At 58.4% G+C, this 25665-nt stretch carries 26 protein-coding genes and 1 other RNA gene; 11 read left to right on the forward strand and 16 right to left on the reverse strand.

Annotated elements, in window-relative coordinates; genetic code table 11:
• Positions 1-17: 17 nt before the first annotated feature.
• From QUE75_RS17080 to QUE75_RS17095, 4 genes are read right to left on the reverse strand one after another with little or no spacing between them, the layout of a single operon-like run.
• A complete protein-coding gene (locus QUE75_RS17080; RefSeq protein WP_286251954.1) occupies positions 18-1241 on the reverse strand; it encodes an FAD-dependent monooxygenase in 1224 nt (407 codons plus the stop codon).
• The gene (gene ubiH, locus QUE75_RS17085; protein WP_061330704.1) at positions 1231-2517 is read right to left on the reverse strand and encodes a 2-octaprenyl-6-methoxyphenyl hydroxylase; all 1287 of its coding nucleotides are present in this window, start codon (positions 2515-2517) and stop codon (positions 1231-1233) included. Before ubiH ends, QUE75_RS17080 begins: the two co-directional genes overlap by 11 nt.
• Before the next feature lie 4 nt (positions 2518-2521).
• A complete protein-coding gene (gene pepP, locus QUE75_RS17090; RefSeq protein ID WP_106693866.1) occupies positions 2522-3841 on the reverse strand; it encodes a Xaa-Pro aminopeptidase in 1320 nt (439 codons plus the stop codon).
• A gap of 12 nt (positions 3842-3853) precedes the next feature.
• On the reverse strand, positions 3854-4450 hold the full coding sequence (locus QUE75_RS17095; RefSeq protein WP_061330706.1) for a UPF0149 family protein: 597 nt from the start codon (positions 4448-4450) through the stop codon (positions 3854-3856).
• A 187-nt stretch (positions 4451-4637) separates the two neighbouring features.
• On the opposite strand from QUE75_RS17095, the gene QUE75_RS17100 reads away from it, so the two are divergent.
• A complete protein-coding gene (locus QUE75_RS17100; RefSeq protein WP_286251959.1) occupies positions 4638-5231 on the forward strand; it encodes a ZrgA family zinc uptake protein in 594 nt (197 codons plus the stop codon).
• Between the two features lie 6 nt (positions 5232-5237).
• Here the strand turns inward: QUE75_RS17100 and QUE75_RS17105 are convergent, their stop codons facing one another.
• Positions 5238-5753: a DUF3299 domain-containing protein gene (locus QUE75_RS17105; RefSeq protein WP_286251961.1), complete on the reverse strand. Its 516-nt coding sequence runs from the start codon at positions 5751-5753 to the stop codon at positions 5238-5240.
• A 126-nt stretch (positions 5754-5879) separates the two neighbouring features.
• Between QUE75_RS17105 and QUE75_RS17110 the strand changes: the two genes are divergently transcribed.
• The 6 genes from QUE75_RS17110 to QUE75_RS17135 all read left to right on the forward strand — a co-directional run bounded on the left by QUE75_RS17110 (position 5880) and on the right by QUE75_RS17135 (position 9315).
• Positions 5880-6536 carry an ATP-binding cassette domain-containing protein gene (locus QUE75_RS17110; protein WP_396631670.1) on the forward strand — a complete coding sequence of 219 codons (657 nt, stop codon included), beginning with the start codon at positions 5880-5882 and terminating at the stop codon, positions 6534-6536.
• A complete protein-coding gene (locus QUE75_RS17115; RefSeq protein WP_286251964.1) occupies positions 6533-7810 on the forward strand; it encodes an ABC transporter permease in 1278 nt (425 codons plus the stop codon). The genes QUE75_RS17110 and QUE75_RS17115 overlap by 4 nt, the downstream gene beginning before the upstream one ends.
• A 119-nt stretch (positions 7811-7929) precedes the next feature.
• The gene (locus tag QUE75_RS17120) at positions 7930-8136 is read left to right on the forward strand and encodes a TIGR02449 family protein (RefSeq protein ID WP_061330711.1); all 207 of its coding nucleotides are present in this window, start codon (positions 7930-7932) and stop codon (positions 8134-8136) included.
• Positions 8136-8432 (forward strand): cell division protein ZapA, encoded by a 297-nt coding sequence (locus QUE75_RS17125; protein ID WP_072676232.1) that lies wholly within the window; start codon positions 8136-8138, stop codon positions 8430-8432. The genes QUE75_RS17120 and QUE75_RS17125 overlap by 1 nt, the downstream gene beginning before the upstream one ends.
• Before the next feature lie 63 nt (positions 8433-8495).
• Positions 8496-8675, forward strand: a non-coding RNA gene (ssrS, locus tag QUE75_RS17130) — 6S RNA.
• A gap of 4 nt (positions 8676-8679) precedes the next feature.
• Complete coding sequence (locus QUE75_RS17135; RefSeq protein ID WP_106693872.1) at positions 8680-9315, forward strand: 5-formyltetrahydrofolate cyclo-ligase; 636 nt, start codon at positions 8680-8682, stop codon at positions 9313-9315.
• On the opposite strand, the gene QUE75_RS17140 is transcribed toward QUE75_RS17135, so the two are convergent.
• Entirely contained in the window at positions 9297-9464 is a 168-nt protein-coding gene (locus QUE75_RS17140; RefSeq protein ID WP_167392875.1) for a hypothetical protein, read from the reverse strand. The two genes, QUE75_RS17135 and QUE75_RS17140, sit on opposite strands and share 19 nt — an antisense overlap.
• A 340-nt stretch (positions 9465-9804) precedes the next feature.
• Positions 9805-11346, reverse strand: coding sequence for a threonine ammonia-lyase, biosynthetic (gene ilvA / locus QUE75_RS17145; RefSeq protein ID WP_061330714.1), 1542 nt, complete (start codon positions 11344-11346; stop codon positions 9805-9807).
• 133 nt (positions 11347-11479) lie between these two features.
• On the opposite strand from ilvA, the gene rpiA reads away from it, so the two are divergent.
• Positions 11480-12160: a ribose-5-phosphate isomerase RpiA gene (gene rpiA / locus QUE75_RS17150; protein ID WP_286251969.1), complete on the forward strand. Its 681-nt coding sequence runs from the start codon at positions 11480-11482 to the stop codon at positions 12158-12160.
• Between the two features lie 141 nt (positions 12161-12301).
• Positions 12302-13441: an acyl-CoA dehydrogenase family protein gene (locus tag QUE75_RS17155; RefSeq protein WP_286251971.1), complete on the forward strand. Its 1140-nt coding sequence runs from the start codon at positions 12302-12304 to the stop codon at positions 13439-13441.
• A 25-nt stretch (positions 13442-13466) separates the two neighbouring features.
• Here the strand turns inward: QUE75_RS17155 and QUE75_RS17160 are convergent, their stop codons facing one another.
• The 7 genes from QUE75_RS17160 to QUE75_RS17190 form a co-directional block, all read right to left on the reverse strand.
• Positions 13467-13703, reverse strand: a complete 237-nt coding sequence (locus QUE75_RS17160) for a hypothetical protein (protein ID WP_286251974.1) — start codon at positions 13701-13703, stop codon at positions 13467-13469.
• A gap of 41 nt (positions 13704-13744) precedes the next feature.
• Entirely contained in the window at positions 13745-14800 is a 1056-nt protein-coding gene (locus QUE75_RS17165) for a hypothetical protein (RefSeq protein ID WP_286251976.1), read from the reverse strand.
• Positions 14801-16429, reverse strand: coding sequence for a lipase family protein (locus QUE75_RS17170; RefSeq protein ID WP_286251978.1), 1629 nt, complete (start codon positions 16427-16429; stop codon positions 14801-14803).
• Between the two features lie 112 nt (positions 16430-16541).
• A complete protein-coding gene (locus QUE75_RS17175) occupies positions 16542-16901 on the reverse strand; it encodes a hypothetical protein (RefSeq protein WP_286251980.1) in 360 nt (119 codons plus the stop codon).
• A complete protein-coding gene (locus QUE75_RS17180; RefSeq protein WP_286251983.1) occupies positions 16901-17191 on the reverse strand; it encodes a PAAR domain-containing protein in 291 nt (96 codons plus the stop codon). Before QUE75_RS17180 ends, QUE75_RS17175 begins: the two co-directional genes overlap by 1 nt.
• Entirely contained in the window at positions 17191-17742 is a 552-nt protein-coding gene (locus tag QUE75_RS17185) for a DUF4123 domain-containing protein (RefSeq protein ID WP_286251985.1), read from the reverse strand. The genes QUE75_RS17180 and QUE75_RS17185 overlap by 1 nt, the downstream gene beginning before the upstream one ends.
• Positions 17739-19796 carry a type VI secretion system Vgr family protein gene (locus QUE75_RS17190; protein ID WP_286251987.1) on the reverse strand — a complete coding sequence of 686 codons (2058 nt, stop codon included), beginning with the start codon at positions 19794-19796 and terminating at the stop codon, positions 17739-17741. Before QUE75_RS17190 ends, QUE75_RS17185 begins: the two co-directional genes overlap by 4 nt.
• Before the next feature lie 395 nt (positions 19797-20191).
• Here QUE75_RS17190 and ppa point away from each other — a divergent pair, with 395 nt between their 5' ends.
• A complete protein-coding gene (gene ppa, locus QUE75_RS17195) occupies positions 20192-20719 on the forward strand; it encodes an inorganic diphosphatase (protein ID WP_072676227.1) in 528 nt (175 codons plus the stop codon).
• A 72-nt stretch (positions 20720-20791) separates the two neighbouring features.
• On the opposite strand, the gene QUE75_RS17200 is transcribed toward ppa, so the two are convergent.
• Entirely contained in the window at positions 20792-21844 is a 1053-nt protein-coding gene (locus QUE75_RS17200) for a DUF2333 family protein (RefSeq protein ID WP_061330718.1), read from the reverse strand.
• A 25-nt stretch (positions 21845-21869) separates the two neighbouring features.
• On the reverse strand, positions 21870-23849 hold the full coding sequence (locus tag QUE75_RS17205) for an EAL domain-containing protein (RefSeq protein WP_061330719.1): 1980 nt from the start codon (positions 23847-23849) through the stop codon (positions 21870-21872).
• Positions 23850-24044: 195 nt separating this feature from the next.
• Here QUE75_RS17205 and QUE75_RS17210 point away from each other — a divergent pair, with 195 nt between their 5' ends.
• Positions 24045-25658, forward strand: a complete 1614-nt coding sequence (locus QUE75_RS17210) for a diguanylate cyclase (RefSeq protein WP_286251992.1) — start codon at positions 24045-24047, stop codon at positions 25656-25658.
• Positions 25659-25665 lie beyond the last annotated feature (7 nt).

Here is a 25665-nt window from a genome sequence, read left to right on the forward strand (position 1 = left end):
ACCCGCAAAGCCGTCTCTTATTCCGTGATACCCATGGCCTCGGCCGCCACGCGATTCTTCAGCATGGGCAACTGGTTGAGCCAGCGCATACCGGTATTCCGTAACCAGCGAACCGGCAGCTCGTCCCGGGCAAACAGCTGCTTGAAACCTTCCATCGCCGCCATCATAGTGAGATTTTCCCCTTTCCGGCGCCGCTGATAGCGGGCCAGCACCAGGGCATCGTCCGGGGCCAGGTTGCGGGCTTTTGCCCGAGCCAACTCTTCCAGCAGGGCCCGCACATCCCCATAGCCCAGGTTGGCACCCTGGCCTGCCAGCGGGTGAATGGTGTGGGCGGCATCCCCTACCAGTGCCAGGCCGTCGGTAACATAGTCCTTGGCATGTCGCTGGCGCAGCGGGAAGGCAAAACGCTCGGAGACCTCCAGCACCTCACCCAGTTGCTGCTCGATGGCAACACCCAACGCCTGCCTGTACGCCTCGGTGTCCAACGCCATCAGACGTTTTGCTTCCAACGTATCCTGGGACCAGACAATTGAGCAGAAATGGTCATCGCCGGCTTCATTCAGCAACGGCAAAAAGGCCAGGGGCCCTGTTGGCGAAAAACGCTGCCAGGCGGTGTAGCGGTGCGATTGGCGGGTGCGGACCGTACATACAATTGCCTGCTGATCGTAATCCCATTCCCGCGTCGCCAGGCCACTCCATTGCCGCAAGCGAGACATGGCGCCATCGGCTCCGACCACAAGGTGGGCATTCAGGCGCCGACCGTCTTCCAGCTCAACACCGTCGCGGCCATGCCAGGCCTTCACCCGGACGCCATCAAACAGTGTTACTTCACTGTCAGCGAGTTCTTCAAACAGCGCGCGCACAATGTTCCGGTTCTCAACAATGGTGCCCAGTGAGCTGGCGTGCAGCTCCGCTGCATCAAAATGAATACGCCCGGTGCCGTCACCGTCCCACACCGTCATCTGCCGGTAGCCACAATGGCGACTGTCCTGCACCCGCCGCCAGGCACCCAACTCATCCAGCAGGCGCTGGCTGGCCAGGGAGATAGCGCTGACGCGGGGCTCAAAGGCGTTCACGTCGGTTGCCGGGGCCGCCGGTGCAACCAACTCCGCTGCGGTGGCACCTTCAATCAACCCGACCTGCCAGCCCTGGCGGGACAGCCCCAGGGCCAGTGCTGAGCCAATCATGCCGCCACCCACAATCAGGATATCCATCTGCGAATTGCCGGAATCACTGGTCATTGCGGGCAGGCTCCTTCGAACAATCGGCACGGGAAACAATGGGTTTACGGCCACCGGTGCCCATGGCTTTGCGGGCAAACCAGCGCTTGGCGCCGGGTACCAGATCCAGGCCCACCAGGCCCGCGTCCCGGGCGGCCGCCAGAGGTGGCAATGATTGCCCGAATACGCGAATCAGGGAATCCGAAAACTGCACGGTTTGCTGCCAGTCCTGCCGGTGCAAGCGCTGATACTCACCCAGGATCGACAGATCACCCAGCGGCGTGCCTTCGTCCACCGCTCGCCGGAACTGCTCCACCAGGGTCATCAGCCCGCGCAGGGCCAGGTTAAACCCCTGCCCGGCGACCGGGTGCAACGCGTGGGCCGCATTACCGACCAACGCAACGCCCGGGCGCACGGCTTCATCCACCGTGGTCAGTTTCAACGGGTAATGATGACATTCCCCTATCCGGGTAAAGCGCCCCAGGCGCCAGCCAAAGCGTTCCTGCAAGGCCTGGCATCGCTGGTCATCGGACAGTGCCAGTACCTGCTCCAGCGCACTGTCGGTGAGCGTCCACACCAGGGCGGACTGGTTTTCCGCCGTCACCGGCGAGCCATGGGGCAGCAAGGCCATAGGGCCCGCCTCGGTGAAGCGTTCAAAAGCGGTAAATCCGTGTGCGTCACTGGTGGAGACGTTGGCAATCAGGGCATTCTGACCGTAGTCTTCGGTGCGGGTCACAAACCCCAGCTGCTCCCGCAGGCCAGAGCGGCCGCCATCAGCCACCACCAGGCACTGCCCGGTCAGACTGTATTGGTCGTCACCCTTGCGAATCTCGACACGAACGCCACCAGGCATCGGCGTCATACCGGTGACTTCCGCCGGTGCCTGCCAGCTCACGGGGGTGTCCAGCAGCGCCCGCATCAAGCTCAGGCCCATCCAGCGGTTATCGGCAACATAGCCCAGGGCGGCCTGACCATGATCCTGCGCATGCAAACGGGTTGCGCCAAATCGCCCCCGGTCCGACACGTGGATGTGGTGGATTGGCGTGGCATGTTCCGCCAGTACCTGCCACAGCCCAAGGTTTTCGAAGATCAGCCGCGAGCCCCAGGCCAACGCCGTGGAGCGTGCGTCGTAACTGGGCTGGTAGTCTTCGGGCAAGGCATCCGGCGACAGTGGAAAGGTTTCAACTACCGTTACCCGTAACTCCGGCACCACGCGCGCCAGCGCCAGCGCCAGAGTGGCCCCGGCCAGGCCGCCACCGGCAATGATCAGATCGGTATCGGTGCGGGTGTCTGTCACTGTGTCAGTCCGCCATCAGCGCTTCAATCTCGGCAATGGTCTTCGGAACATCGCCAGTGAGAACCCGGCAACCTTCCTTGGTGACCACCACATCGTCTTCAATGCGAATGCCAATGCCTCGCCATTTGGCGTCTACATTGGCATTGTCCGGCGCGATGTAAAGCCCGGGCTCCACCGTCAACGCCATGCCCGGTTCCAGTTCGCGCCAGGCATCACCCACCTTATAGTCGCCCACATCGTGCACATCCAGGCCCAACCAGTGACCGGTCCGGTGCATAAAGAAGGGCTTGTAGGCCTCGCTGGCGATGGCGTCATCGAGCGAACCAGAGAGCAGCCCCAGGTCAATCAACCCCTGGGTAAGCACTTTCAGTGCCGCCTCGTGAGGATGGTTCCAGTGATTGCCTGGCCGCACGGCGTCAATTGCCGCGTACTGGGCCGCCAGCACCACTTCGTACAGGGCTTTCTGCTCCGAACTGAAACGGCCGCTGACCGGGAAGGTACGGGTGATATCCGAGGCGTAGCATTCCAGCTCGCAGCCGGCATCGATCAACACCAGATCGCCCTCTTTCAGGGGCGAGCTGTTTTCTATGTAATGCAGGATGCAACCGTTGGCACCGCCACCCACGATGGAAGGATACGCCGTTGAACGGGCACCGTGTTCCATGAAGGTATGGATCAGCTCGGCTTCCAGGTTGTATTCGTAACCTCCCCGGCGTGCCCGTTTCATGGCACGGCAATGGGCCTCGGCGCTGATCTGTCCGGCCTTGGCCATCACTTTCACTTCAGCGGCGCTTTTGTACAACCGCATGTCATGCAGCAGGTGTTCCAGGGCCACGAACTCGCCGGGAGGATGGGCGCCTGCGCGCACCTTGCTGCGGATAACCTTGACCCAGTCCATCACCCGGTTATCAAAGGCGTGGTCCTTGCCCAGCGGGTAATAGACCCGGCTGCGGCCTTCAATCATTCCGGGCAGGATGTCGTCGATGTCGGAAATCGGAAAGGCATCGTCCATACCGAAGCGCTCAATGGCGCCTTCCGGCCCCACCAGGAAACCATCCCACAGTTCTTTCTCCGGGTTCCGCTCTTTGCAAAACAGCACGGTTTCACCGTGCTCACGGCCGGGAATCAGCACCAGCACGGCCTCGGGCTCGCCGAAGCCTGTCAGATACTGAAAATCACTGTCCTGGCGAAACGGATGCAGCACATCCCGGTTCCGGACCCGTTCCGGGGCCGCCGGCAGGATCGCGATGCTGTCTGGCGCCATACGGTCCATCAACTTGCGCCGGCGCTCAGCAAACTCTTTCACGGAAATCATTGAGGTCATGATGTCTCCAGGTCAATGCAGGGTCGGGGTGTTGGCCGGCTTTTCCGGTTCGTTGAACTCGGTAAATACCGCCAGGGCACCCAGCCGGATGTATTCGGTTATCTCCAGCAACTGCTGCTCGCTTTCTTCATCCGATTCTTCATCTTCCGACAACTGGCTGATGGCCACCATGTCTTCAATCAGCTCGCGAATCTCGTCCGGAGCCTGCCCCAGGGATGCTCCGGCCGCCAGTGCCATGCCTTCCAGGAAACCCCGAACCCAGGCCACCAGTGCCTCAAGGCGCTGATCAATGGCGTAATCATCATCCGGCAGCAACGGGTGAAAACTGAGGTCTGACGACTGCAACTGCGCGAGCGCCGTCTGGTAGGCGCCGTTCATAAATGGCGCCAGATCCCCGGACTCTTCCATGGCCTGAGTGGCAAGCCCCATCTGTTCACAAACCATGGCCAGCCATTCGTCTTCCTGAATACGGGAACCAGCCGCCAATCGACCACACAATGCACCATGCAGCTCAGAGGGGTGGCTGAACGCCTTGTGTGTGGTGTAAACGTTGGCCCAGCGTTCAAATTCAGCGGCGCGGGCAGCACCTGTACTATCGGTGTCAGACATGAAACCCTGTGTTCCTGTGTCAGGGGAGCCTGGCCGTTCTACCAGCCGGGTTCCGTATACATTTGAGCAAGCCTCTATCCTAGCATTCCGGCAGACAAGTGGCACTTCCGGGTACCGGCAGGCTTGCTTTTGCACTGGCAAAAATCAAAAATGTTATAACGTATCAAAGCTGCGAGAGGTACCAACCATGTTTTACCCACGCGCATCCGCACGTTCAACAACCCTGCTGCTATCACTCAGCCTGGCCGCATGGCCGGTTCTAGCCTCCGACAACCCGGGCGCGCACCAGCATGGGCACGCCGACCTGCAAATGGCGATTGATAACGAGCGGGTAGATCTACTGCTTCTGTCACCCGCCTACAACCTGATCGGTTTCGAGCACAAGCCCCGCACGGATGAACAGCGCCAACGGGTGAACGACACCGAACAATGGGCCAGTGAAACCGCCATGATCAATACCGTGGCCGGCAACTGCACTCTGGTCTCCAGCGCCATGCACGTGGGCTGGGGTGAAGCAAAAGGAGACCACCACAAGCATGACCATGGTCACAGCCATAGTCATAGTCACGACCATGACCACGATCATGACTCTGGTCATGCAGACATAGAAATCACCCAGACACTCAACTGCCCGGGTTTATCGGAGTCAGCTCAGTTCGAAACCGGCCTGATGGCCCGCTTCCCTGAACTTGAGCATCTCAATGTGCAGTGGGTCGGTCCCCAGGGGCAAGGCGCCACGCGCCTGTCGCTGGGGACCACCCAGTTCCGGCTGAGCCGCTAGCAGCCGCTACTCGCTGTAGGGTTTGACCGACGTCGCTACCAGCGAGTAGGAGGACGTACCGAGATCATTCTCGGTACGTTCGATCACCAGTTCGCCTTCTATCCACACCGGGTCATACAAAGCCCGGAGCGTGAATCCTTCTTCATATTTGACGTGAATAATCTGGTTCGGCGGTGGCGGTGGCACATGAATACAGGCGCCATAATAGGGAACCAGGAAGAACTCGAGGATGCGCATGTCGTTGGTGACTTTCAGGGGCACGACAAAACCCGGAATCCGGCCTTCTAAGTTACCCATCTCCGGAACAACCCGGCCGGTCATGATTTCGTCCGGCAACAGGACGGGGCCGTCTCCTTCGTGCTCAATTTCCGGCATACTCTCCAGCAGCGCCAGATCTTCCGGCGGCATCAGTTCCAGCCAGTCGATCTCCCGCGGCTCTGCCAGGGCAACGGATGAAACCATCAGCAGTAACATCGGTCCAAGCCGCGCAAGCAGGTTCCGGATTTGCAAGGTATCGAACATGTACAACCACTCCCCATGGGGTCAACCGTGTAACGGACGCCATCATACAACGGCAAAGACAATACGGATATGAGCACCGAGACAGCAAGAAACCAATCCGGTTCCAGTATACCGGAACCTGCGATCGTGACACGCCAACTGGCCTTTCGATGGCCCGGCCAGACAACCGCCACGGCCTTCCCCGATATCCGGCTTGCCCAGGGAGAGCATCTGTTCCTGCATGGCCCCAGCGGCACCGGCAAGAGTACGCTGCTGGGATTACTGGCGGGTATGCTGGCCCCGGAGTCTGGCACCATCGAACTTCTGGGGCAGCCGGTGTCCAGCCTGAAGGCCGGCACTCGCGACCGGTTCCGGGCAAATCACATGGGCGTGATCTTCCAGCAGTTCAACCTGGTGCCTTACCTGAGCGCGCTGGCCAACGTGACCTTGCCCTGCCGCCTGTCTGCGGTGCGCCGCACCCGCACCAGCCCAGACCCCGAGACATCGGCAGCGGACCTGCTCAGGCAGCTGGCGATCCCGGACAACCACTGGCACAAAGGCGTGACCGAACTCTCCGTTGGCCAGCAACAGCGGGTGGCGGCTGCCCGGGCACTGATTGGCGCACCGGAAATCATCCTGGCTGATGAGCCAACCTCGGCACTGGATGCAGACAACCGGGACCGTTTTCTGGACCTGCTACTGGCGTTGGCTGAACAGCGGCGCAGCTCGGTTATCTTTGTCAGCCATGACCGCGCACTGGCCAGCCACTTTCATCATCAACAAGCTTTGGGAGCGACGCCATGAGCAAAGTAAAACTTGCCCTCTCCCTCGCTACCGCCAGCCTCTGGTATCGCCGCCGGGTGCTTGCTCTGGTCTGCCTGACACTGACTCTGAGCGTGTCCCTGCTGCTGGGCATCCAGTACCTGCGCACCGAAATCCGCCAGTCTTTCACCAGCACCATCAGCGGAACCGACCTGATCGTCGGCGCCCGGAGTGGCCAGCTTAACCTGCTGCTGTACACGGTGTTTCATATTGGTGATGCCACCAACAACATCCGCTGGTCCAGCTTCCAGAAGCTAGAGCAGGATCGCCGAATTGATTGGGCCATCCCCATTTCACTGGGGGACAGCTATCGTGGCTATCGGGTGGTCGCCACCAACGACCAGTTTCTGGCCCGGCTCCAGTTCGGCAACAACCAGTCTCTGGAACTGGCCCAAGGCGAGTGGTTTGACGACCTGTTCGACGTGGTCCTCGGCGCCGGTGTTGCCAGGCAACTCGACCATCACCTCAACGATGAGATCGTGTTGTCTCACGGGGGCGGTCGCACCAGCTTCTCCAATCACACCGACCTGCCCTTCAGGATATCCGGCGTGCTTGCACCCACCGGGACGCCGGTCGACCAGGCCGTCTATATCAGCCTCGATGCCATGGAAGCTATCCATGTTGGCTGGGAATCCGGTGTCGCTATCCCTGGCCGGGGTTTATCCCCGGACCGCGCCAGAGCCAGGGACTTTACACCAGACTCCATCACGGCGGCCTTTGTCGGCCTGAGTCAGCCCATCCTCACGTTTCAGGTACAACGGGAACTGAACCAGTCCCGGGACGAGCCGTTATCCGCCATTCTCCCCGGTGTCGCGCTGAGCGAGCTCTGGCGCATGATGGGGCAATTTGAAAAAGCGCTGCTCGGCATCAGCGCCTTCGTGGTTGTTACCAGCCTGGTCGGCCTGGTGGCCGTCCTGTTGACCCTGCAGGCCCAGCGCCAACGCGAAGTGGCGATTTTAAGGGCCACAGGCGCATCCCCGGCGCTGATCGCATCACTTTACAGTTTTGAGTGCGTAGTATTGGCCCTCACCGCCTGCCTGCTCGCCCTGATTGTCGGGGCTGGCGCAATTGCCGGTCTGAGCCCCTGGCTGCTGGAGCAGTTCGGCATTCAGATCAGCCTGCGCCCGCTGAAACAGGACGAATGGTTACTGCTGGCTGCCGTTCCGGTGTCAGCCCTGCTGGTATCACTGGTACCGGCCACCAGCACCTGGCGAAAGAGCCGGAAACAGGGATTTGGTGCCGCCGATACAGACTGAACCCGCGCCGAAGGTGATGGCCATCACGGGAATCCGCGCCATGACAATGCGTTAAATTGACCGGTTTGGCGTCGGCACTTATAGTTACTCACACTTACATCACCGTTGTTGGGCACGTCATGGAACAGTCCGAAGTACAGGCATTAGCGGACAAGCTGGACAAGCTGATTGAACGCTGCGAAAAGCTGGAGAAGGATAACGCCCTGTTGCGCGAGCTGCAGGACGACTGGAATCGGGAACGAGCCCAGCTAATGCACAAGAACGATCTTGCCAAAAACAAGATTGAAGCCATGATAGGCCGCCTGAGGGCGCTGGAGCACCACTGATGTCAAAGTCATCAACCACCGTTGAAGTCAGAATACTCGACAAGGAATACCTGGTGGCTTGCCCGCAGGAAGAGCAAGAGGCCTTGCTTCGTGCGGCCCGGCATCTGGACAACAAAATGCGGGAAATCCGCTCCAGTGGCAAAGTGTTCGGAACCGAGCGCATTGCCGTGATGGCCGCGCTAAACATTACCCACGAACTGCTGGAGCGCGATACCATGTCTCACGCAACCAGCAATTTGCTCAGAGCCATGGACAACCGGCTGGACGAAGCCCTCGGAGAATCGTCCGGAAATTGATTTCAGAAAGATTCCGGGAAATGGGGTTGCAATCGGCCCCGACCCTGCCCGTATAATGGGATCAACTTCCTGGGCTGTTCGCTGGTCGGGTACGTCCTCGAGCCGATGCGCACTACCCAGGTGGCCACTTCAGGGCATTGTGAGCATGTCCCCCAAGGGGGAAAGCCTAATATGTCACAGCGGCCACCGACCTTGAACTTTGGGTTCAAGGGCTACATCCGATAACGGCAGCCCGGGAAGCTTTATTTTGAGTCATTTCCACTCCCCCCAACCGTTTGAATCCCATCCGGACACCCTGTCCAGGACGGAGCTCCGCAGGCACCTCCGGCAAAAACGCCGAGCCTTATCCTTCGAACAGCAACAGCAAGCCTCGGAACGACTGGCACTGAACCTTCTGAAGCACCCCGACCTTTACCGTGCCAGGCATATTGGCATCTATCTGCCCAATGATGGCGAGATCGACCCAAGCCTTTTCATTGATCTGGGCCGGCGCAAAGGCATTCGGTTTTACCTGCCAATTCTGCACCCGGTGTATCCGGGCAAACTGGTGTTCAGTCCGTACTTTGACGGCGTTGAACTGACCGCTAATCGCTTTGGCATCCCGGAACCGGCATTTCCACGCTCAAGGCGCAGACCGGCCTGGGCACTGGATGCGGTACTGTTTCCGCTGGTAGGTTTTGATGAGCAGGGGGGAAGGCTCGGCATGGGCGGTGGGTTCTATGACCGCACGTTCGCCTTCAGCCGGATAAGACCGGCCATGGCGCCCAAGCTGATAGGGCTGGCCCACGATTTTCAGAAAGTCCGTGAATTACCGATAGAATCCTGGGATGTGCCCCTGCACGGCGTGGTTACGGACCAGCGCTGTTACCGGTTCAGGCCCTGATTGGCAGACTGGATAAACCCGACCGCTGGCGCAGCCGCTCGGTCGGCACGTTTGTCTTCTGAGGCCTGGATGGAAGTGAAGCCGGTAATGACAAGGCCGACAGCAAAGATGAGCACGATGGCGCGGATGATGTCAGGCTTGTTACCCATTACGTATTTCCCGTTTTTTCTTTGAGTTAATTAGTTGGAAAATCAGCTAGCTATTCTCGGGTCCGAGAATTAGACGAAAGACTAACACGTAACTTCAATTTTACAATTTTTGACTCGTTACAGTTATGTAAGGGTTTTGGCGCCGGTGTGTCTCGCAGCTGATGGATGCCCGAAACCGGCACAACAGTTTGGCGAAAGCAGGCCGAATCGTTCCTGGGGCTCCTTTCCGGGAACCGCTACGAGCACATCCATGTGCGCTTCTCTCAGGCCATCCCTGGCCTTCGAAATTCCCGGAAAGGAGCCCCAGGAACGATTCTACTTGGGTGGTTTGGCCCGGTTTCTACTTTTCGTTTGCGCTTCCGTTACCCGCGCCCAGGAACAGCCGGTAGGCTTCGTTATCGGTCATGTTTTCGTAGCGGAAACCCACCTTCTCCAACATTTTTTCGAAATCCGGAATTTCCGCTTCGTTGACCTGTGCTCCCAGCAGCACGCGGCTGTAGGCGGCGCCGTGGTTGCGGTAGTGGAACAGGGAGATGTTCCAGCGGGTGCCGAGGGACATCAGGAATTTCAGCAGGGCACCCGGGCGTTCGGGGAATTCGAACTGGTACACCACTTCGTTATCCACCGATGGCGCATGGCCGCCGACCATGTGGCGGATGTGTTGTTTGGCCAGGTCGCTGTCGGTGAGGTCGATCACAGAGTAGCCGTTTTCGCGGAGTTCCTGCACCAGGTCTTCCCGGCCGTGGCCGCCGGCCTGGATCTGGATACCGACGAAGATGGTGGCGTCGTCAGAGTCCGAATAGCGGTAGTTGAATTCGGTGATGCTGCGCTTGTGCAAGGCGTTGATAAAGGTCTTGAAGGCACCCGGGCGTTCCGGGATGGTGACCGCCAGGATGGCCTCGCGCTTCTCACCGATTTCGGTGCGCTCTGAAATGTAACGCAAACGGTCGAAATTCATGTTGGCGCCGCTGAGCGTGGCGATCAGGTTTTCATTTTCGATCTGTTCACGCTCGATGTATTTCTTGATACCGGCAACACCCAAAGCCCCGGCGGGCTCGGCAATGGAGCGGGTGTCTTCGAACACATCCTTAATGGCTGCGCAGATTTCGTCGGTGGAGACGGTGATCACTTCGTCCACGTAATCTTTGCAGATTTCCCAGGGGTATTTGCCAATCTGCTTGACCGCCACACCGTCGGCAAAGATGCCCACTTCGTCCAGGACCACCCGTTCACCGGCCGCGAGCGCTGCTTGCAAGCAGTTGGAATCTTCGGGTTCAACACCGATTACCTTGATCTCCGGGCGAAGGTATTTGATGTAGGCGGCCATACCGGCAATCAGGCCACCGCCGCCCACGCAGATAAAGATGGCATGGATCGGTTGGCTGAACTGCCACATGATTTCCATGGCGACGGTGCCCTGGCCGGCAATCACATCCGGGTCGTCGTAGGGCGGGATGTAGGTGTAGCCATGTTTCTTGATCAGTTCCTGGGCATGGGCCGCGGCTTCATCAAAAGCATCGCCTTTGAGCACTACCCGGGCACCGTGGTCCCTCACCGAGCGCACTTTGATCTCCGGGGTGGTCTGGGGCATCACGATCACTGCCTTGATACCCAGCTTCTTGGCCGCCAACGCCACGCCCTGGGCATGGTTGCCAGCGGAGGCACAAATCACCCCTTTGGCTTTCTGCTCTTCAGAGAGCTGGGCAATCCGGTTGTAGGCGCCGCGAATCTTGAAGGAAAACACCGGCTGAAGGTCTTCACGCTTAAGCAGAATATTGTTGCCAAAGCGCTTGGAGAGGCTACGGGCTTCAGTCAGGGGTGTTTCGATGGCGACGTCATAGACCCGCGCATCGAGAATCTTCTTGATGTAGCGTTGCGGCATGATGGTTCCGGTTGCTGGTGATTGGCTTGGAAAAACCTACAGTGTAGAAACTTTGCACGGCAGCCGTCTATAAGCAGAGACACTGGGCGCGTATAATGCGTGAAAAATCATCTTTTTTCTCCCGGAGCTCACCATGACGCAGGACGAACTCAAACAAGCCGTTGCCAAAGCAGCCGTGGACTACATTGCCCCGAAACTGGAACGCAGCAGCATTGTCGGCGTGGGCACTGGCAGCACCGCCAACTTTTTTATCGACTTCCTGGCCCAGTACAAAGATGAATTCGACGGCGCCGTGGCAAGCTCCGAAGCCACCGCAGAACGCCTGAAAAAGCACGGTATTGAAGTCTATGACCTGAACAGCGTCAGTGAGATGGAGTTTTATGTCGACGGTGCCGACGAAACCAACGCCAACCTGGAGCTGATCAAAGGCGGCGGCGCCGCGCTGACCCGGGAAAAAATCGTAGCGGCGGTAGCCGAAACCTTCATTTGCATCGCTGATGGCTCGAAAATGGTGGACATCCTTGGCGACTTCCCGCTGCCGGTGGAAGTCATCCCCATGGCACGCAGCCATGTTGGCCGGGAAATCGTCAAGCTGGGCGGTGATCCGGTGTACCGTGACGGTGTTACCACAGACAACGGCAACATCATCATCGACGTCCACAACCTGGATATCTCCCGCCCGATCCAGATGGAAGAAAAACTGAACAACATCGTGGGCGTGGTCACCAACGGCCTGTTCGCCCGCCGCCCGGCGGACCTGTTGTTGCTGGGCACCAGCGAGGGCGTGAAGCGTATCTCCCGTAACGGCGCCTGACAGGCCACGGACTACCTGCGAAAGCTGGCCAATCGGGCCAGTTTTTTTGTACCCAGAGAAATACAAACCAAGCGCTTGCTTGGTGACGAAGATTGCGCGACACTCGTCCCACCGAATAACAAGTACACCGGGAGCGAATCCGTGTCTGACTACTTCAACGAAACTCACGAACAGGTGCGCCAGACCGCGCGCAAATTCATCGAAACCCACGTACGCCCTTACATAGACGACTGGGAAGAAGCCGGCGAATTCCCCCGGGAAATCTACCAGCTCGCAGGCGACGCAGGGCTTCTGGGCATTGGCTTCCCTGAGGCTCTGGGCGGCATCGCTGAAGGCGACATTTTTATGAAAGTGGCGGTTTCCGAGGAACTGATGCGTTCCACCTCCGGTGGCTTTGTGGCCAGCATCGGCTCCCTGGACATTGGCCTGCCGCCGGTGGCCAAGTGGGCGAAGCAGGAAATTCGGGAACAGATCGTACCGCCGGTACTACGCGGCGAGAAAATTGCTGCGCTGGCCGTTACCGAACCCGGTGGCGGCTCCGACGTGGCGAACCTGAAGACCCGGGCGGTAAAAGATGGCGATCACTACATCGTCAACGGCAGCAAAACGTTCATCACCAGCGGCATCCGCGCCGATCACTACACCGTGGCCGTGCGCACCGGAGGCGAAGGCCACGCCGGCATCAGCCTGCTGCTGATCGACCGCGACATGCCCGGCTTCTCCACTGGCAAAAAACTCAAAAAAATGGGCTGGTGGGCGAGCGACACTGCCGAGCTTTTCTTTGAAGACTGCCGGGTACCGGCAGACCGCCTGATCGGCGCCGAAAACGCCGGCTTTATCGCCATTATGAGCAATTTCCTGGCCGAACGCCTGAGCCTGTCCGTCATGGCCTACATGACCGCCCAACTGGCCTACGAGGCGGCCCTGGATTACACCAAACAACGTCAGGCCTTCGGCCGCAACATCGCCGGCTTCCAGGTCACCCGCCACAAGCTGGTGGACATGGCGACGCAGATCGACATCGCCCGGGAATACACCTACCGCTGCGCGGCGCTAATGCAGGCCGGCAAGAACCCGATCAAACAGGTGGCCATGGCCAAGAATTTCTCTGTGGACGTGTGCGAAAAGGTTACCCGCGAAGCGGTGCAGTTGTTCGGTGGCATGGGCTATATGCGGGAATCCGTGGTAGAGAGGCTGTATCGGGATGCCAAGATTCTGTCCATTGGCGGAGGCACCACGGAGATCATGAAGGAGCTGATTGCCAAACAGATCAGGCTTTAAGCCTGGTCTGTTTGGTCTTCAGTTTTCAACCGGCACGATATCCTAGGTATCCACCCACAATTGAGCCCAGAATAGCCAATGCAGGCAGTGTGAAAACAACAGCATTCAGATTGCCACCAAAAAAATCACCGGACCTTTTTAGTGAGAAAAGACTGTTAAACGTATCGATGACCACCGGTGTCAATCCGACGAACCAGCCCACCACAGCGCCAATAAATAAACCGAAAACAATTCCAATGAACACCATAAACCACTGCATCACAACCAATCCTTGTCAAAACGATAATATGTGGCGCTAACCAACTACCTCTTAACATCCAGCATGCCATAGGGGCGCTCACGCACACCCTTGAGCAGCCCCACGATCACGTCAGTGCCTTTCATCGGCGCCATCTCCGGGTAGTCCTTCATTTCGATGGCGCCTTCAATAACAAAGTGGCCGTTCTTGAAGCTGTTTACCTCGCTATCAGTCGCTATCCACCGAAACTCCCGCTCCGTCTCGCTGTACTTGCCGTCGCTGATGAACAGCCGGCCCTTGCGGCCCGCCACTTTCATTTTGCTGGAAGCCAGGAAGGCCAGCATGCCGCTGGCTTCCTTCTGCACCTCTTTCAGCCTGCCTTCGCTCGTGTAGGTGCCACCCATCAGCAAAAATCTTGAACGTTTGCCATTATAGAACTCCATGGCATACCCTTCCCGCTCCGGGGCCAGGGTATTCACCACCACGAACTCCCGGTCCAGGCAGACGCCCGCCTTCTTGTGGGGCCAGGGATGGTATTCCACCTGGGCCGCCCGTTCCTGCATCCGGGCCAAGCGTTCACGGTAGATGGCTTTGTAATCGGATTCATCCCGTTTAATGTTGCCATTTGCTTCCTGCCCCTCTACTGCAATGGCCTTCTCCACATCAGGGAAGTCTCTGAGCATAAACGCTTTAAAGCTATGCCACGCGTCCGGATCTTCACTTAGTCCCGGCATCTTGCGATAATCTGCGTAGTAAACCAGTGTTTTGAGACTACCTTCCAGCCCTTTATGCACGTAGCCGGTTTCAACAATCTCCTTCTGCCGCTGTGCTTCCACCCGGGCCTGCCAATCCTCTACACGCGACTCACCCCGGTAGGCGGTGTCGTGGACCTGTTCTTCCGGCGGGTACACCGACGTCATAATCAGTTCATCGTTGTAGCCGCTGTCGATTAGCTTCATGTCCGCCGGCAACTCCAACTGGTAGCGACCGGCGCAGTGTTCCGTAAACTCGAATTCCGGCGCCTCTTCCTCTCGCACGTCCGTCTTGTTCATGGCCATTCCTTGTGTTGTCTGTGTCAGTATTAGCAGCCCCATCAGGGTGTTGCGGATAACCGGCGCCATTCAGCCTCCCAGTTTGCGGTGTATATCCGGCAGCAGGGTTTGCAGCTCGCCCACGACCAGGTCCCGTACGTCGGGGCAGTTGAAGAACGTCTGGTGCTCCTCCGTGGCTGGCAGGGCCAGGCGCTTGAGCCCGCCGGATGCCTGCGGGTGGTCGCCGGCACCGGCGTGGACAGTGCCGTCCCCCGGGGCGGATTCCGGCTTGAGTTTGTAATCTGCCGTGTTGGCTCTAGGCGGTGGCGGCGGATGGTATTCGTGCCGGGCTTGCTGCATCCACTCGTCGAAGGCGGCCTCGTGCCGCTGCTTTTCCTCCGGCCCGTACAGGCTGACTGTGCCGTCGCCGAAAAAGACGGCGTGATTCTCGTGGCGGTACACTTGCCACTCGTCGCGGCTGCCATCGGAAACCTCGTCACCCTCCCACACGCAGCGATCAAAGGAGAGGTCGTTGTCATTGTTGCTGTAGACGAGTGTGGTGGTGTTGTGGAAGTTGTCTGCTAGCCCCTGATGAAAAACCGTATTCGCGCTCAATCTCATCCGCATCGCCCGCTTATAGGATTCCAGTTCGCGTTCCTCCAGTGTCCTCGGTTCCTTCTCCGGAGCCAACAACTCGGGCTGAATCATCCGATACCACACATCAAACCGGGAATAGAAATCAAACACACCCTCTCCGTTCCCGATATCCACTACCTCCGGAGCTTGCTCGCCAGTCTTGAGATATAGCCATTCCGGCTGGTTGTCTACCGTGCGGTACAGCTGGTTCGGCAACAACTCAAGCCCACCCTGGCAGAAGCCAAGGATGGCTGTAACGTCTGCTGCGTTCTTGCCCAGCAGGAACTTTGGCATTCCAGATTCCCCCGCGCGGAATTTCTTGTAAGTTGCCGGGCTGCCATGGGTGGGCATGGCACCGTGGATCACCGCCTCTACCTCGCCTTCCAGCCCCGACATGGTAAATCCGGCCCTGGAGGCATAGCCGCCCATGGAGTGGCTTATAACCAGGAACTTGACGTCTGCCGGCCCTATGCCGCGCTCATCCTCGTGCACTACCTGTTGGCGGAACTCCGCCAGACGCTCCTTCAGGCGCTCGCCGGCTGCCTCGTTACTCAGCATCCAGTTATAGCCCACAGCGAATACCGGAAAGCGCAACCCCGGGTATAGCCGCGACAGAGTCTGTCCCTTGTTCTCCAGATGCTTCAGGAAAGGGCCGTAGCTGTCCCAATGAACCTCGCCCCAGCCCTTACCGCGTTTTTCCTCCACTTGCGAGGGTGGTACAGCGGTATAGATGCGGAAATAGTCGTCGGTGCCTTCGTCAATCTCCAGCAGGTCGTCTTTTCGATCAACAATAGATGCTCCCTCCCTCTTGGTTTCGTCGTTAACCAACAACTGCTTGCGCTTCACCGGCCCGGCAAACATGAAGTCACTCACGCGGGGAATCACGCCGGCGTATCGGCGGGCCGCGCGGCCCCGCTCAACAACGCTGTCGCCACGCTCTTTAACACCAATCCAGCGGCGCTGGAACCATTTTCCAATAGCTTCCCAGGCGCCATCTTCTTCGTCGGCCTGGGCTTCTGCCATTTCCTGTTCGCGTTGTTTCTTGATTTCGATGGCCGCACCACTTGGGCCCTCATATTCCATTCCAGCAGCAGGATCCCAAACAGAGCTCCCGCTCCTGCGGTTTTTCAACCTCGTACCCATAATCCCTGGCACAAACACCAGAGCCACAACGCCCGGGCGGCATTGGCAATCCTCATGACAACTCATCCACATTCTCCTTGTGCTGCTTGTGCTCCCTTGCCCATTCCAGTACCCGCTCTGCCCGAAACTGCTCGAGCGCTCCGGAATGTAGATAACCTTGTACCGCCGTATTCTCGAATGCGTCAGGCACGTAGTGCAACGCTTCCAGCAGCAGCGTGACCGCCAGCAGGCTCGTGAATCCAGCTTCTGCCGCGAGGGTCAGGCCTGTATCCAGTTGCGCCTTGCATTCGGGCCAGTCTGCCGGTGGATCGGGCAAATCCAACAGGTGGCGCGCCAACGCATATTGGCGAACTCGTTGCTGTTGGCTGGGCATGCGGTCAAGCTCTTCCTGAGTCAATGTCCATGCCATCATCAAGCCACCGTGACTGCTGGATCACCTTCAAGCACAACACCGCCGTGAGCCGTAGCGCTCCCCTGCAACACAACTGGCACGCCGTTCACGGTCAACCCGGGAGTACCCTGGCTCAGGGTGTCGGGCCCGCCGACTTTGCAGTTGCACTTATGGCCCTGCAGGGCAACCGGCGTACCGTTGACGGTAAAGGCCCCATCGCCCTCGGCAATGCCGCCACCAACGTGGGGTGTGTTACCCGAGAACATCGGGCACATGTGGTAATGACCTTTCAATGAAACGGGAATACCCATCAGATTTCCTCCATGAACGACAGGTGACGACGCACGAAACTGTCTCCGGCTTCGTTTCGCTGCCAAAGCTGATAGTGGTATGGGTGCTGGTATGGGTGCTGGTACGGATTGAGATCGGCATGAATCAGCGTATCAAAAGGGGCCAGGAACTCATCGCGGCGAGGAGGCGGCGAATCTTCCAGGTAGGGGCTAAGTACTCGCGGGTCGTACCAGCGAAACCGCGTTGTTTCTCCTCCGGGCAAACGGGCATACACCCGCGACCGCAAGGCATCCGCCAGATGTTTATGGCCTAAGGAGCTCGAAATCCAAAGGCTGGCGTGGCCCAGCGGATCTTTCCGCAAACACACATCGATTGCCCCGGGTTCTCCGTCAACTGCAATGAGCCAGGGGCCGCTGTCGGCGAGCTCTTCGTCCTGCTGGCGGAACAGGGAAAGGGTATCCAAGCCAGCACCACGGGCAAACCACAGGGGTTCGGGACAGGCGGCGGCGTCCAGTATCAACCACTGCACGCCCCGGCAGACCAGCGCATGCTGTCGCTTGGCGTTACTCATGCACCGTCTCCACACGCGGAGCAGATATCAACCAGCGGCGTTCCCTCCCGAGCCGCGCTTTCCAGGGTTTTGATCTGCGAGACCGCGCCGGTTGAGACCGCCACCGGCCCGTTCAGCTTGATGGACGGTGAATCAATGGTCACGCCACCTGAGCCAATGGTGATCTTGCCCCCCGGGCCCTGGATAACCACGCTTTCGCTGCCGGTGAGCGTCAGGTTCCGTGTATGGATCAGCGCGCTTTCGCCGGCCTCTACCAGTACCTTGCCCTGCACTTTCTGGGTGTAGTGTCCACCCACTTCCAGATCATGATTGGCGCGGCTGAACTCGTGGCGACGATCGGCCACTTCCAGGCGATAGTGGCGGCCAATGTTGGTAAACCGGTCACGGCCAACCTCCAGGGTCTGATCCTGCCCGATGGAGGCCTTCTGGTCGCGGCCAATGTCGACCTGTTCGTCCCGGGTTACGTTCAGGCGCTGGTCGTTGCCGATGTGTTTTTCACGATCGTTGCCGACGGAGTACTTCTGGTCGTTGTAGATCTCCAACTCATGGTCTTTCTGCGCCCGAAGATAAACCAGTTGTTTTTCCTTTTCGTCTTCAAAACTTAATTCGTTGTAGCCGCCACCCTGGTGGGTCTGCGTCCTGAGCACGGTTCTGGTTCGGTTTGTGGGCAGGGTATAGGGTGGCGTGTTGGTCGCATGGTATGTCCGGCCGGTGATGATGGGTTGGTCTGGATCACCGTCCAGGAAGCTGACAATCACCTCGTGGCCTACACGGGGTAGCGCCATGAAGCCATACTGGCCGCCGGCCCACCCCTGGCTGACTCGTAACCAGGCGCTGCTGTGTTCATCGTCCGTGCCATAGCGGTCCCAGGGGAACCATACCTTGACCCTGCCGTGGTCGTCGCAATAGATTTCTTCCCCGGCCGGACCGGTCACTCGGGCTATTTGAGGGCCATCCATTACCGGGCGGCAACGGTCGTTCCGTGGTCGCCAATTTACCGTTGCCGGTATAGCGGTGAACCCATTACCGTAGGTAGTGGGCTCCCCTCCTGCTTCCTCCTCCAGCACCTGAGGCTGTACACCATGATGCGTCACGCTAATCAACAACCATTCACTATTGGCGACGTCATCAAAATGGCCCTCCAACTGAAAACGAGCCCCGGCTGTAAAATCAGCCCGATTACTTTCTCCGCTGGCGGTGCTTGCGCCCTGCCGGAGGCTATCAAGCCGTGCACGGGCGAAGGGCTCGCCGCTGGCGTCCTGCTTGTACCGACCAGGATAATCGTAGTGTTCGTAGTCTGGCCGTTGGTGCTGCAGGTCTGACGCCATTTCCACATGGTCGAGCCCATAGGCGGGGTTGCGGAAGGTGTAGTCTTTCATGGTAACCCCGGCAACACCCACTCGCTCGGTGGTATCGAACCGGTATACACAGCTTTGCCGACTGCTCCCTCCAGCCGTGGCATTGTATGGGGCATTTTCCAGTTTCAATGAATCCCGATAATGATCTGCGACGATAAACTCAGAACTCTGCCTGCCATGCTCCACCCTGAAGTGCCAACCTTCTTCAGCCGCCAACCGTTTCAGGAAGGCGAGATCTGACTCTCGGTATTGCACGCAGTACTCACGCTCTTCCGGTTTCCGGTTCAGGTCGAAACGTGTGCCTACTACCGCGTATTCCTCCAGCAACTCCCGGACAATGACTTCGGTATCTTTATGTTGGAATATCCGGCTGTTCCGGCCTATGCCGAGGCGCCAGAGTGGAGGCCTAACGATCATCTCGTACCGGGTTCGGTGGTTGCCCGCTGTACCACGGGAAAACTCGGCCACCACACCTCTGAACTGCCTCAGCAACTGCTCATCCTGGTATATCCGAAGGATTATCTCTTGCTCCAATACCTCCGATGGCGCAATGTGACTGGCCTTACTGAAGGCTGTAAGGTCAAGGGTAAATACCTCTGAAAGAGCTTCAGTAATATCGAACTCATACACACTGAAAGTGTCGTCGGGCAGTTCACCAACGCTTATGGTGAACTGTAAGCCTGTGGAACCCAGCATATGCAACGTCCTATGTCAGTGGATCAACACTCGATCATTGAGTATCAGGGGAATTGGGAGGAAAGGCGTTCGGGGCGGCAAGGGGAGACGCCGAAGTGAGAAGAGCCCGGATTACCCTCAAACGTTATCGAGAGCCCGCTTTCGTGCCAAACCTGGCAAGCCGTTAGATCAATCACCCGACCATTCCTTTGTTCCATTGTCTCTCATATCCCTTGAGAATGGATGAAATTTCACCACTTCTATACCGAAAACTACCAAAGCCCCGAGCCAGCGGCAACCTGTTGCGAAAGCTTACAGACCAACGTTTAGTTTCGGTCCACACCATTGTCCCGTATAATTACGCCCACTTTTTGAACGCAGTTAAACGCACCTCAACGTAGCAGGAAGGATCGCACATGCAATTCGACAACATCCCCGCTGGCAAGAACCCGCCAGAAGACATCTACGTAGCCATCGAGATCCCGGCTAACAGCTCCCCGGTCAAGTACGAGTTGGACAAAGACATGGGCGCCCTGCTGGTTGACCGGTTCATGGCCACCCCCATGTTCTACCCGGCCAACTACGGTTTCATCCCCCACACCCTGGCTGATGACGGCGATCCCATCGATGTGCTGGTTGTTACCCCTTACCCCATTCAGGCCGGCTGCGTTATTCGCTGTCGCCCGGTAGGCGTGCTGAACATGGAAGACGAGGCCGGTGGTGATGCCAAGCTGGTTGCGGTACCCCACGACAAGCTGACCACCACCTACCACGATGTCAAAGAGATCGACGACCTGCCGGAGCTGCTGCGCAACCAGATCCGTCACTTCTTCGAGAACTACAAGACACTGGAACCCGGCAAGTGGGTGAAGGTACAGGGCTGGGGCAACGCCGCCGAAGCCAAAAAAGCCATTGAAGATGCGGTTAACGCCTACAAAGGCTGATCGCACTTCGGGTAAAAAAAGCCGGGCAGTCATCACGACTGCCCGGCTTTTTTGTGCGCAAGATCCGGACTCTTAGCCCCTGGACAGCAGATCCCGCATATCACTGATGGCCGCGTTCGCCCGCGACAGATAGGCCGCCATGGTGAGTGAGTGATTCGCCAGCACCCCGAAGCCGCTGCCGTTCAGAATCACCGGGCTCCACATGGGCTGTTGCGTGCCCTCAAGCTCAATAATGATCTGCTTCACGCTGGCCATGGCATTCTTGTCCTGCAACACCTTGCGGAAATCCACCTCAATGGCCTTGAAGATGTGCAGCAATGCCCAGGCGCTGCCCCGTGCCTCATAGAACACGTCATCAATCTTGGTCCAGGGCGTTTTCACGTCATCACCACCGGTGTCTTCCGCCAGCGGATCATCCGGGTTCAGGTTAGCCAGGGCTTCCGAAACCGAGGCTTTCCCAACACTCTCGCTGAGCGTTCGTGACAGGCTGCCCAACCGGGTTTCAAGGTCGGCCAGCCAGTTATTGAGGTTGTCAGCACGGGCAAAGAACTGGGCGTTAGGCTGCTCCGGGTGAGACAGCCGGTCCAGGTACCGTTTCAGCGCATTGATGCCCCGGCGGTACTCCCGCTCTGTGGAGGGAATGGCCCAGCTACCGCTGTCAAAATGAAACTGCGGTTCGGCGATGATCAGGTCCGCGTCTTCAGCAGACTGGCTCTGGGAGCGGCTGATGTCCTTACGCATAGCTCTGGACAGATCCCGCAACTGCACCAGCACACCAAACTCCCAGTTGGGCATGTTGTCCATCCACAACCCGGGTGGGAAGATATCGTTGGAAATGTAGCCACCGGGTTTGTCCAGCAAGGTTTCGGCAATCTTGATCATCGTGGCCGTGGTGGCAAAACCGGTCACCGGCTCCCGGCCCATGTCACTGGCGAGAGCACGGGTGTGCTCTCGCACAGAAAAGGTATCTGGCTCACTGCTCCAGTACATACCAAGAATGGTGGTTACAAGCAGATATACCAACAGGATCGCCAGAACAAACTTGCCAATGACACCGTTGCCTCCGGTGTAATCCTGCATATCGTCTTTCTTGTCCCTGAAGTACTGTGTGATTTTGCCCGGCATAAGGCTGCAAGTCTCCCGTCAGTTGTCAATCAGCGGCAAATGGCCTGCCAAGATGGTATCCCATGGCTCCATCAATACCCAGTTTACACAGTACCGAGTATTCTGCTGCCGTTTCCACTCCTGTCGCAAAAACCTTCACGCCCCGGCTGCGCGCAATGGCCAGCACGGACTCCAGCCAGAAACGATTTTCATCATGGCTGTCCAGGTTATGGATGAAGCTGTTATCGATACGCATGGCCCGGAACGGCAGATTCTTCAGGTAGCTGAACGGCACGCCCCCCACCCCGAAACGATCCACCAGAACCGGCACCCCGAGCCGGACGAGCTCTCGAACCAGTGTGCTGACATCCTTGCGGTGATGGTGAATGGTCTGCTCGGCCACACCAACCCAAAGACGACTAACCAGAGGCCCTGCCTGCCCAAGACTCGCCAGCAAATCACTCCGGAACTCCGGGTCAGCAACAGACGCACTCCCCAGGGATACCGCCAGGCGCTCCCCTGGATGGCTCGCCAAGCGCTCCAGAACCCGCTCGATCAGCAGCCGGTCAATGTCCTTGATTAGCCCAAGGCGCTCGGCCACAGGTACAAACAAACCTGCCTTGAGAACCCCTTCAGGACTGTTGATACGGGAAAACACCTGATAGTGAACCACCGACTGTTCACCGCCCTGCACCATGGGCTGTAACCACAGCGACAAACTGCGGTCACGTATCGCCTGGCTGATGATCACCCGCCAGGTTTCCATGTTGTGGTGGTTCTCCAGGCCGGTTTCGGACAGCCAGCAGCAGGATTCATCCCGCTGCTGGGCCGCCACCAAGGCCTCATCGGCAGCTGCCAGCAGGTCCCGGCTACCCAGCCCTTCGGCCGTCACAGCAAGCCCCGCATGCACGATGGTATCCATCGGTGCGGCATGATCCGCATAAAGCCCGTCAAGTTCCGCCACCAGTTCTTCCGCCCATACCCGGACATCTGCCGCGGATGCGCCGGGCAGGAAAACCGCGAATTCGGCCCCGGTCCTGCGCCCGGCGAAAGATTCAGTGTGCCGCTTAACAAAGCGCTGCAGACAGCCTGCAATCTGCTTCAGGAGCAGGTCGCCCTCGCTGCGGCCATAGGCCCTGTTGTAGTCAACGAAAAAGCCGAGCTGGATCATAATCAACACGCCCGGGGCAGCCTTTTCCTCGGATTCAAGTTCAGCCCGCAGTCGCTGATCAAAGGCACTCCGACTGGCCAGGCCGGTCACGGGATCTTCGTTATTCACCTTGCGCAAATGCTGGATCAGCTTGCCTTGCCCCTCAAACAACTGGCCGAGGTCATCCGCCATCTGATTCATGGCTTCGGTAACCTGGTTCAGTTCCCGGGTTGACTTGATGTCGACCCGTTTCCGAAAATCCCGCTGCCCCAAAGCCCTGGCCTGAGCTTCCAACGCTTTCAGCGGGCTGAGTATTCGCCCCAGCAACAGGTGCAGGACGACCAAACCGGCACCGCCGATGGCCAGCACGCCCACCAACAGGCCCACGGTAATGCGCCAGAGGTCGTCGTAAGCCCGGCCCGGATGACTGACCACACGAACCTTGCCCAGACGGCTCCAGCCACGCACGACTTCGGCCTCAGCCATTGGCCGCGGCAGGGAGGTCAAACGGATAAACCAGCCAGGAGCGGCAGTACCCTGAAGCGGCTTTCTTCTGCCCGCAATCAGGCTGTCACTGTGATCAAGGTATTCCACGGACAAGTACCGGCCGCTGTCGAACACGGCATCAATCAGCGACGCAGCGGCCACCGGATCTGAGCCATCAATGGCGTTCGACAAGGATAAGCCCGTGGCCGTGGCGCCGTCCCGGGCATGGTCACCGAGCTGATCGGCTACGTAGCCCCGAAAATAGCCGAAACTGGTGATGAACGCCGCCGTGAGAATGAGCACCAGCAAGCCACCGGTAAACACCAGTAATAGCCCCTGAAGCGTAATCACGCCGTGCTGCTGATCTCTCTTTCCAAGCATCCCCGCCATAGCTGCTGGGGCTCCGGTCCGATAATTGGTTTGATGAGTGTCTGTGACCTGTACCGCAGAGTTGACAAACATTTACATAGCGCAACCTACGCCGACAACATTAAACACTATAGACTCTGCAAAAGGACTAAGGTTAAAAAGTTAGTCCTGCCGGATCGGACCATCAAAAAATGAAAACAGACAGGCCGGAGCACAATGAACGACGAAAGCCAGAAAGAAAAACTCAGGCAGCATTTCGCCCGCCGTGTGACCACCCAGGCCAGGGTGGTTCTGGATACCTGGCAGAAGATTCGCGAAGACAGGGATCAAGCCGCGGTTTACCGCGATGAGCTGGTCTCGGCAACGGACAAGCTGGTCCGCTATGCCAAACGGTTCGAAATGGATAGCCATGCCGCCGCTGCGGAGCACATCCTGGGACTGCTTGAGCACTGGCACCAGAGCTCCCCCCTTGAGGATGACCAGGCACGACAACTGGAAGATGCCACCGAGACTCTGCGCCATTGCACCCAACGCCGTACCGACCAGGAAACCTCCGACACGCCCCAGCAATACCGACGCACACCGGTTTACATTGCGCTGTCCAACGGTGAAATGGCCGCCCGCCTGATCCGCCAGCTGGAATTTTTCGGGTTCCGGGCCTCCGCGTTCAGCAGTGCCTCTGACCTGATTGAAGCCTGCGCCCTGAGCAAGCCGGAAACCATCCTCATGGATGTCAACTTTGGCGGCGACACCAACAGTGGTATTGCCACTGTGGAGCAGCTACAGGAGCAGCACGACACGCCCATACCGATCATCTTCATGAGCGATGAAGACGGCAGCATTGAAACCCGCCTGCGAGCATCCCGGTGTGGCGGCGAGGAGTTTTTCTACCCGGCGGTGGACCCCGGCCAGCTGATCGAAAAGATCGAAACCTACACCCACGGCAATACGGTCGAGCCCTACAAGGTGCTGGTTCTGGATGACTCCCGGGCCCAGGCCAAATACATGGAAACGGTGCTGAAGAAGGCGGGCATGACCGCCCACATCATCACCGATCCGATGCAGATTATTCACGCCCTGGAAGAGTTTTCGCCGGAAATCATCATTCTGGACATGTACATGCCCGGCTGCACTGGTATGGAGATCGCCCGGGTGATCCGTCAGCAGGATCGCTTCCACAGCGTTCCCATCATTTACCTGTCCGCGGAAGAAGACGTCAGCAAGCAGCTGCACGCCATGAGCCTGGGGGGCGACGACTTCCTGACCAAGCCCATCGACCCCAAGCACCTGATTGCCACCCTGCACAACCGTGGCCGCCGGGCCCGGTCATTGCTGGCACTGATGATTCGCGACAGCCTCACCGGACTGTATAACCACACCCATACCCTGCATCTGCTGGAGCAGGAAATCGTGCGGGCCCGGCAGAAAGACCAATCCCTGTGTTTCGCTATGCTCGACATCGATTACTTCAAAAAGGTAAACGACACCTTTGGCCATCCCATTGGCGACCGGGTGCTGCGAAGCCTGTCGATGTTTCTCAAGCAGCGACTGCGAAAATCCGATCACATCGGTCGTTATGGTGGTGAGGAATTTGCGATCATTCTGCCCAACACACGGCCCGGTGACGCCCGCAACGTGTTGAATGAAATCCGCGAGCGCTTCTCCGAGCTGGTACAGCCGGCCGGCGACCGGGAATTTAACGTCACCTTCAGTTGCGGCATCTCCGCTTGGCAGGGTGACAGCGCCCAGTCCCTGTGCGAGCGCGCAGACCGGGCGCTTTACACGTCCAAGGAGCATGGGCGCAACTGCGTTACCACTGCAGAGGACTAAATCCCGG

Origin of the sequence: Marinobacter shengliensis (assembly GCF_030297115.1) — a bacterium.
In the GTDB taxonomy this organism is placed as follows: domain Bacteria; phylum Pseudomonadota; class Gammaproteobacteria; order Pseudomonadales; family Oleiphilaceae; genus Marinobacter; species Marinobacter shengliensis.

Bases quoted from the DNA above. Each gene is read 5' to 3' on its own strand.
- QUE75_RS17080 (WP_286251954.1), bottom strand. From the start codon at position 1,241: ATGACCAGTGATTCCGGCAATTCGCAGATGGATATCCTGATTGTGGGT.
- pepP (WP_106693866.1), bottom strand. From the start codon at position 3,841: ATGACCTCAATGATTTCCGTGAAAGAGTTTGCTGAGCGCCGGCGCAAG.
- QUE75_RS17095 (WP_061330706.1), bottom strand. From the start codon at position 4,450: ATGTCTGACACCGATAGTACAGGTGCTGCCCGCGCCGCTGAATTTGAA.
- QUE75_RS17100 (WP_286251959.1), top strand. From the start codon at position 4,638: ATGTTTTACCCACGCGCATCCGCACGTTCAACAACCCTGCTGCTATCA.
- QUE75_RS17105 (WP_286251961.1), bottom strand. From the start codon at position 5,753: ATGTTCGATACCTTGCAAATCCGGAACCTGCTTGCGCGGCTTGGACCG.
- QUE75_RS17115 (WP_286251964.1), top strand. From the start codon at position 6,533: ATGAGCAAAGTAAAACTTGCCCTCTCCCTCGCTACCGCCAGCCTCTGG.
- QUE75_RS17120 (WP_061330711.1), top strand. From the start codon at position 7,930: ATGGAACAGTCCGAAGTACAGGCATTAGCGGACAAGCTGGACAAGCTG.
- QUE75_RS17125 (WP_072676232.1), top strand. From the start codon at position 8,136: ATGTCAAAGTCATCAACCACCGTTGAAGTCAGAATACTCGACAAGGAA.
- QUE75_RS17140 (WP_167392875.1), bottom strand. From the start codon at position 9,464: ATGGGTAACAAGCCTGACATCATCCGCGCCATCGTGCTCATCTTTGCT.
- ilvA (WP_061330714.1), bottom strand. From the start codon at position 11,346: ATGCCGCAACGCTACATCAAGAAGATTCTCGATGCGCGGGTCTATGAC.
- rpiA (WP_286251969.1), top strand. From the start codon at position 11,480: ATGACGCAGGACGAACTCAAACAAGCCGTTGCCAAAGCAGCCGTGGAC.
- QUE75_RS17165 (WP_286251976.1), bottom strand. From the start codon at position 14,800: ATGGCGCCGGTTATCCGCAACACCCTGATGGGGCTGCTAATACTGACA.
- QUE75_RS17170 (WP_286251978.1), bottom strand. From the start codon at position 16,429: ATGGAATATGAGGGCCCAAGTGGTGCGGCCATCGAAATCAAGAAACAA.
- QUE75_RS17175 (WP_286251980.1), bottom strand. From the start codon at position 16,901: ATGATGGCATGGACATTGACTCAGGAAGAGCTTGACCGCATGCCCAGC.
- QUE75_RS17180 (WP_286251983.1), bottom strand. From the start codon at position 17,191: ATGGGTATTCCCGTTTCATTGAAAGGTCATTACCACATGTGCCCGATG.
- QUE75_RS17185 (WP_286251985.1), bottom strand. From the start codon at position 17,742: ATGAGTAACGCCAAGCGACAGCATGCGCTGGTCTGCCGGGGCGTGCAG.
- QUE75_RS17190 (WP_286251987.1), bottom strand. From the start codon at position 19,796: ATGCTGGGTTCCACAGGCTTACAGTTCACCATAAGCGTTGGTGAACTG.
- ppa (WP_072676227.1), top strand. From the start codon at position 20,192: ATGCAATTCGACAACATCCCCGCTGGCAAGAACCCGCCAGAAGACATC.
- QUE75_RS17200 (WP_061330718.1), bottom strand. From the start codon at position 21,844: ATGCCGGGCAAAATCACACAGTACTTCAGGGACAAGAAAGACGATATG.
- QUE75_RS17205 (WP_061330719.1), bottom strand. From the start codon at position 23,849: ATGGCGGGGATGCTTGGAAAGAGAGATCAGCAGCACGGCGTGATTACG.
- QUE75_RS17210 (WP_286251992.1), top strand. From the start codon at position 24,045: ATGAACGACGAAAGCCAGAAAGAAAAACTCAGGCAGCATTTCGCCCGC.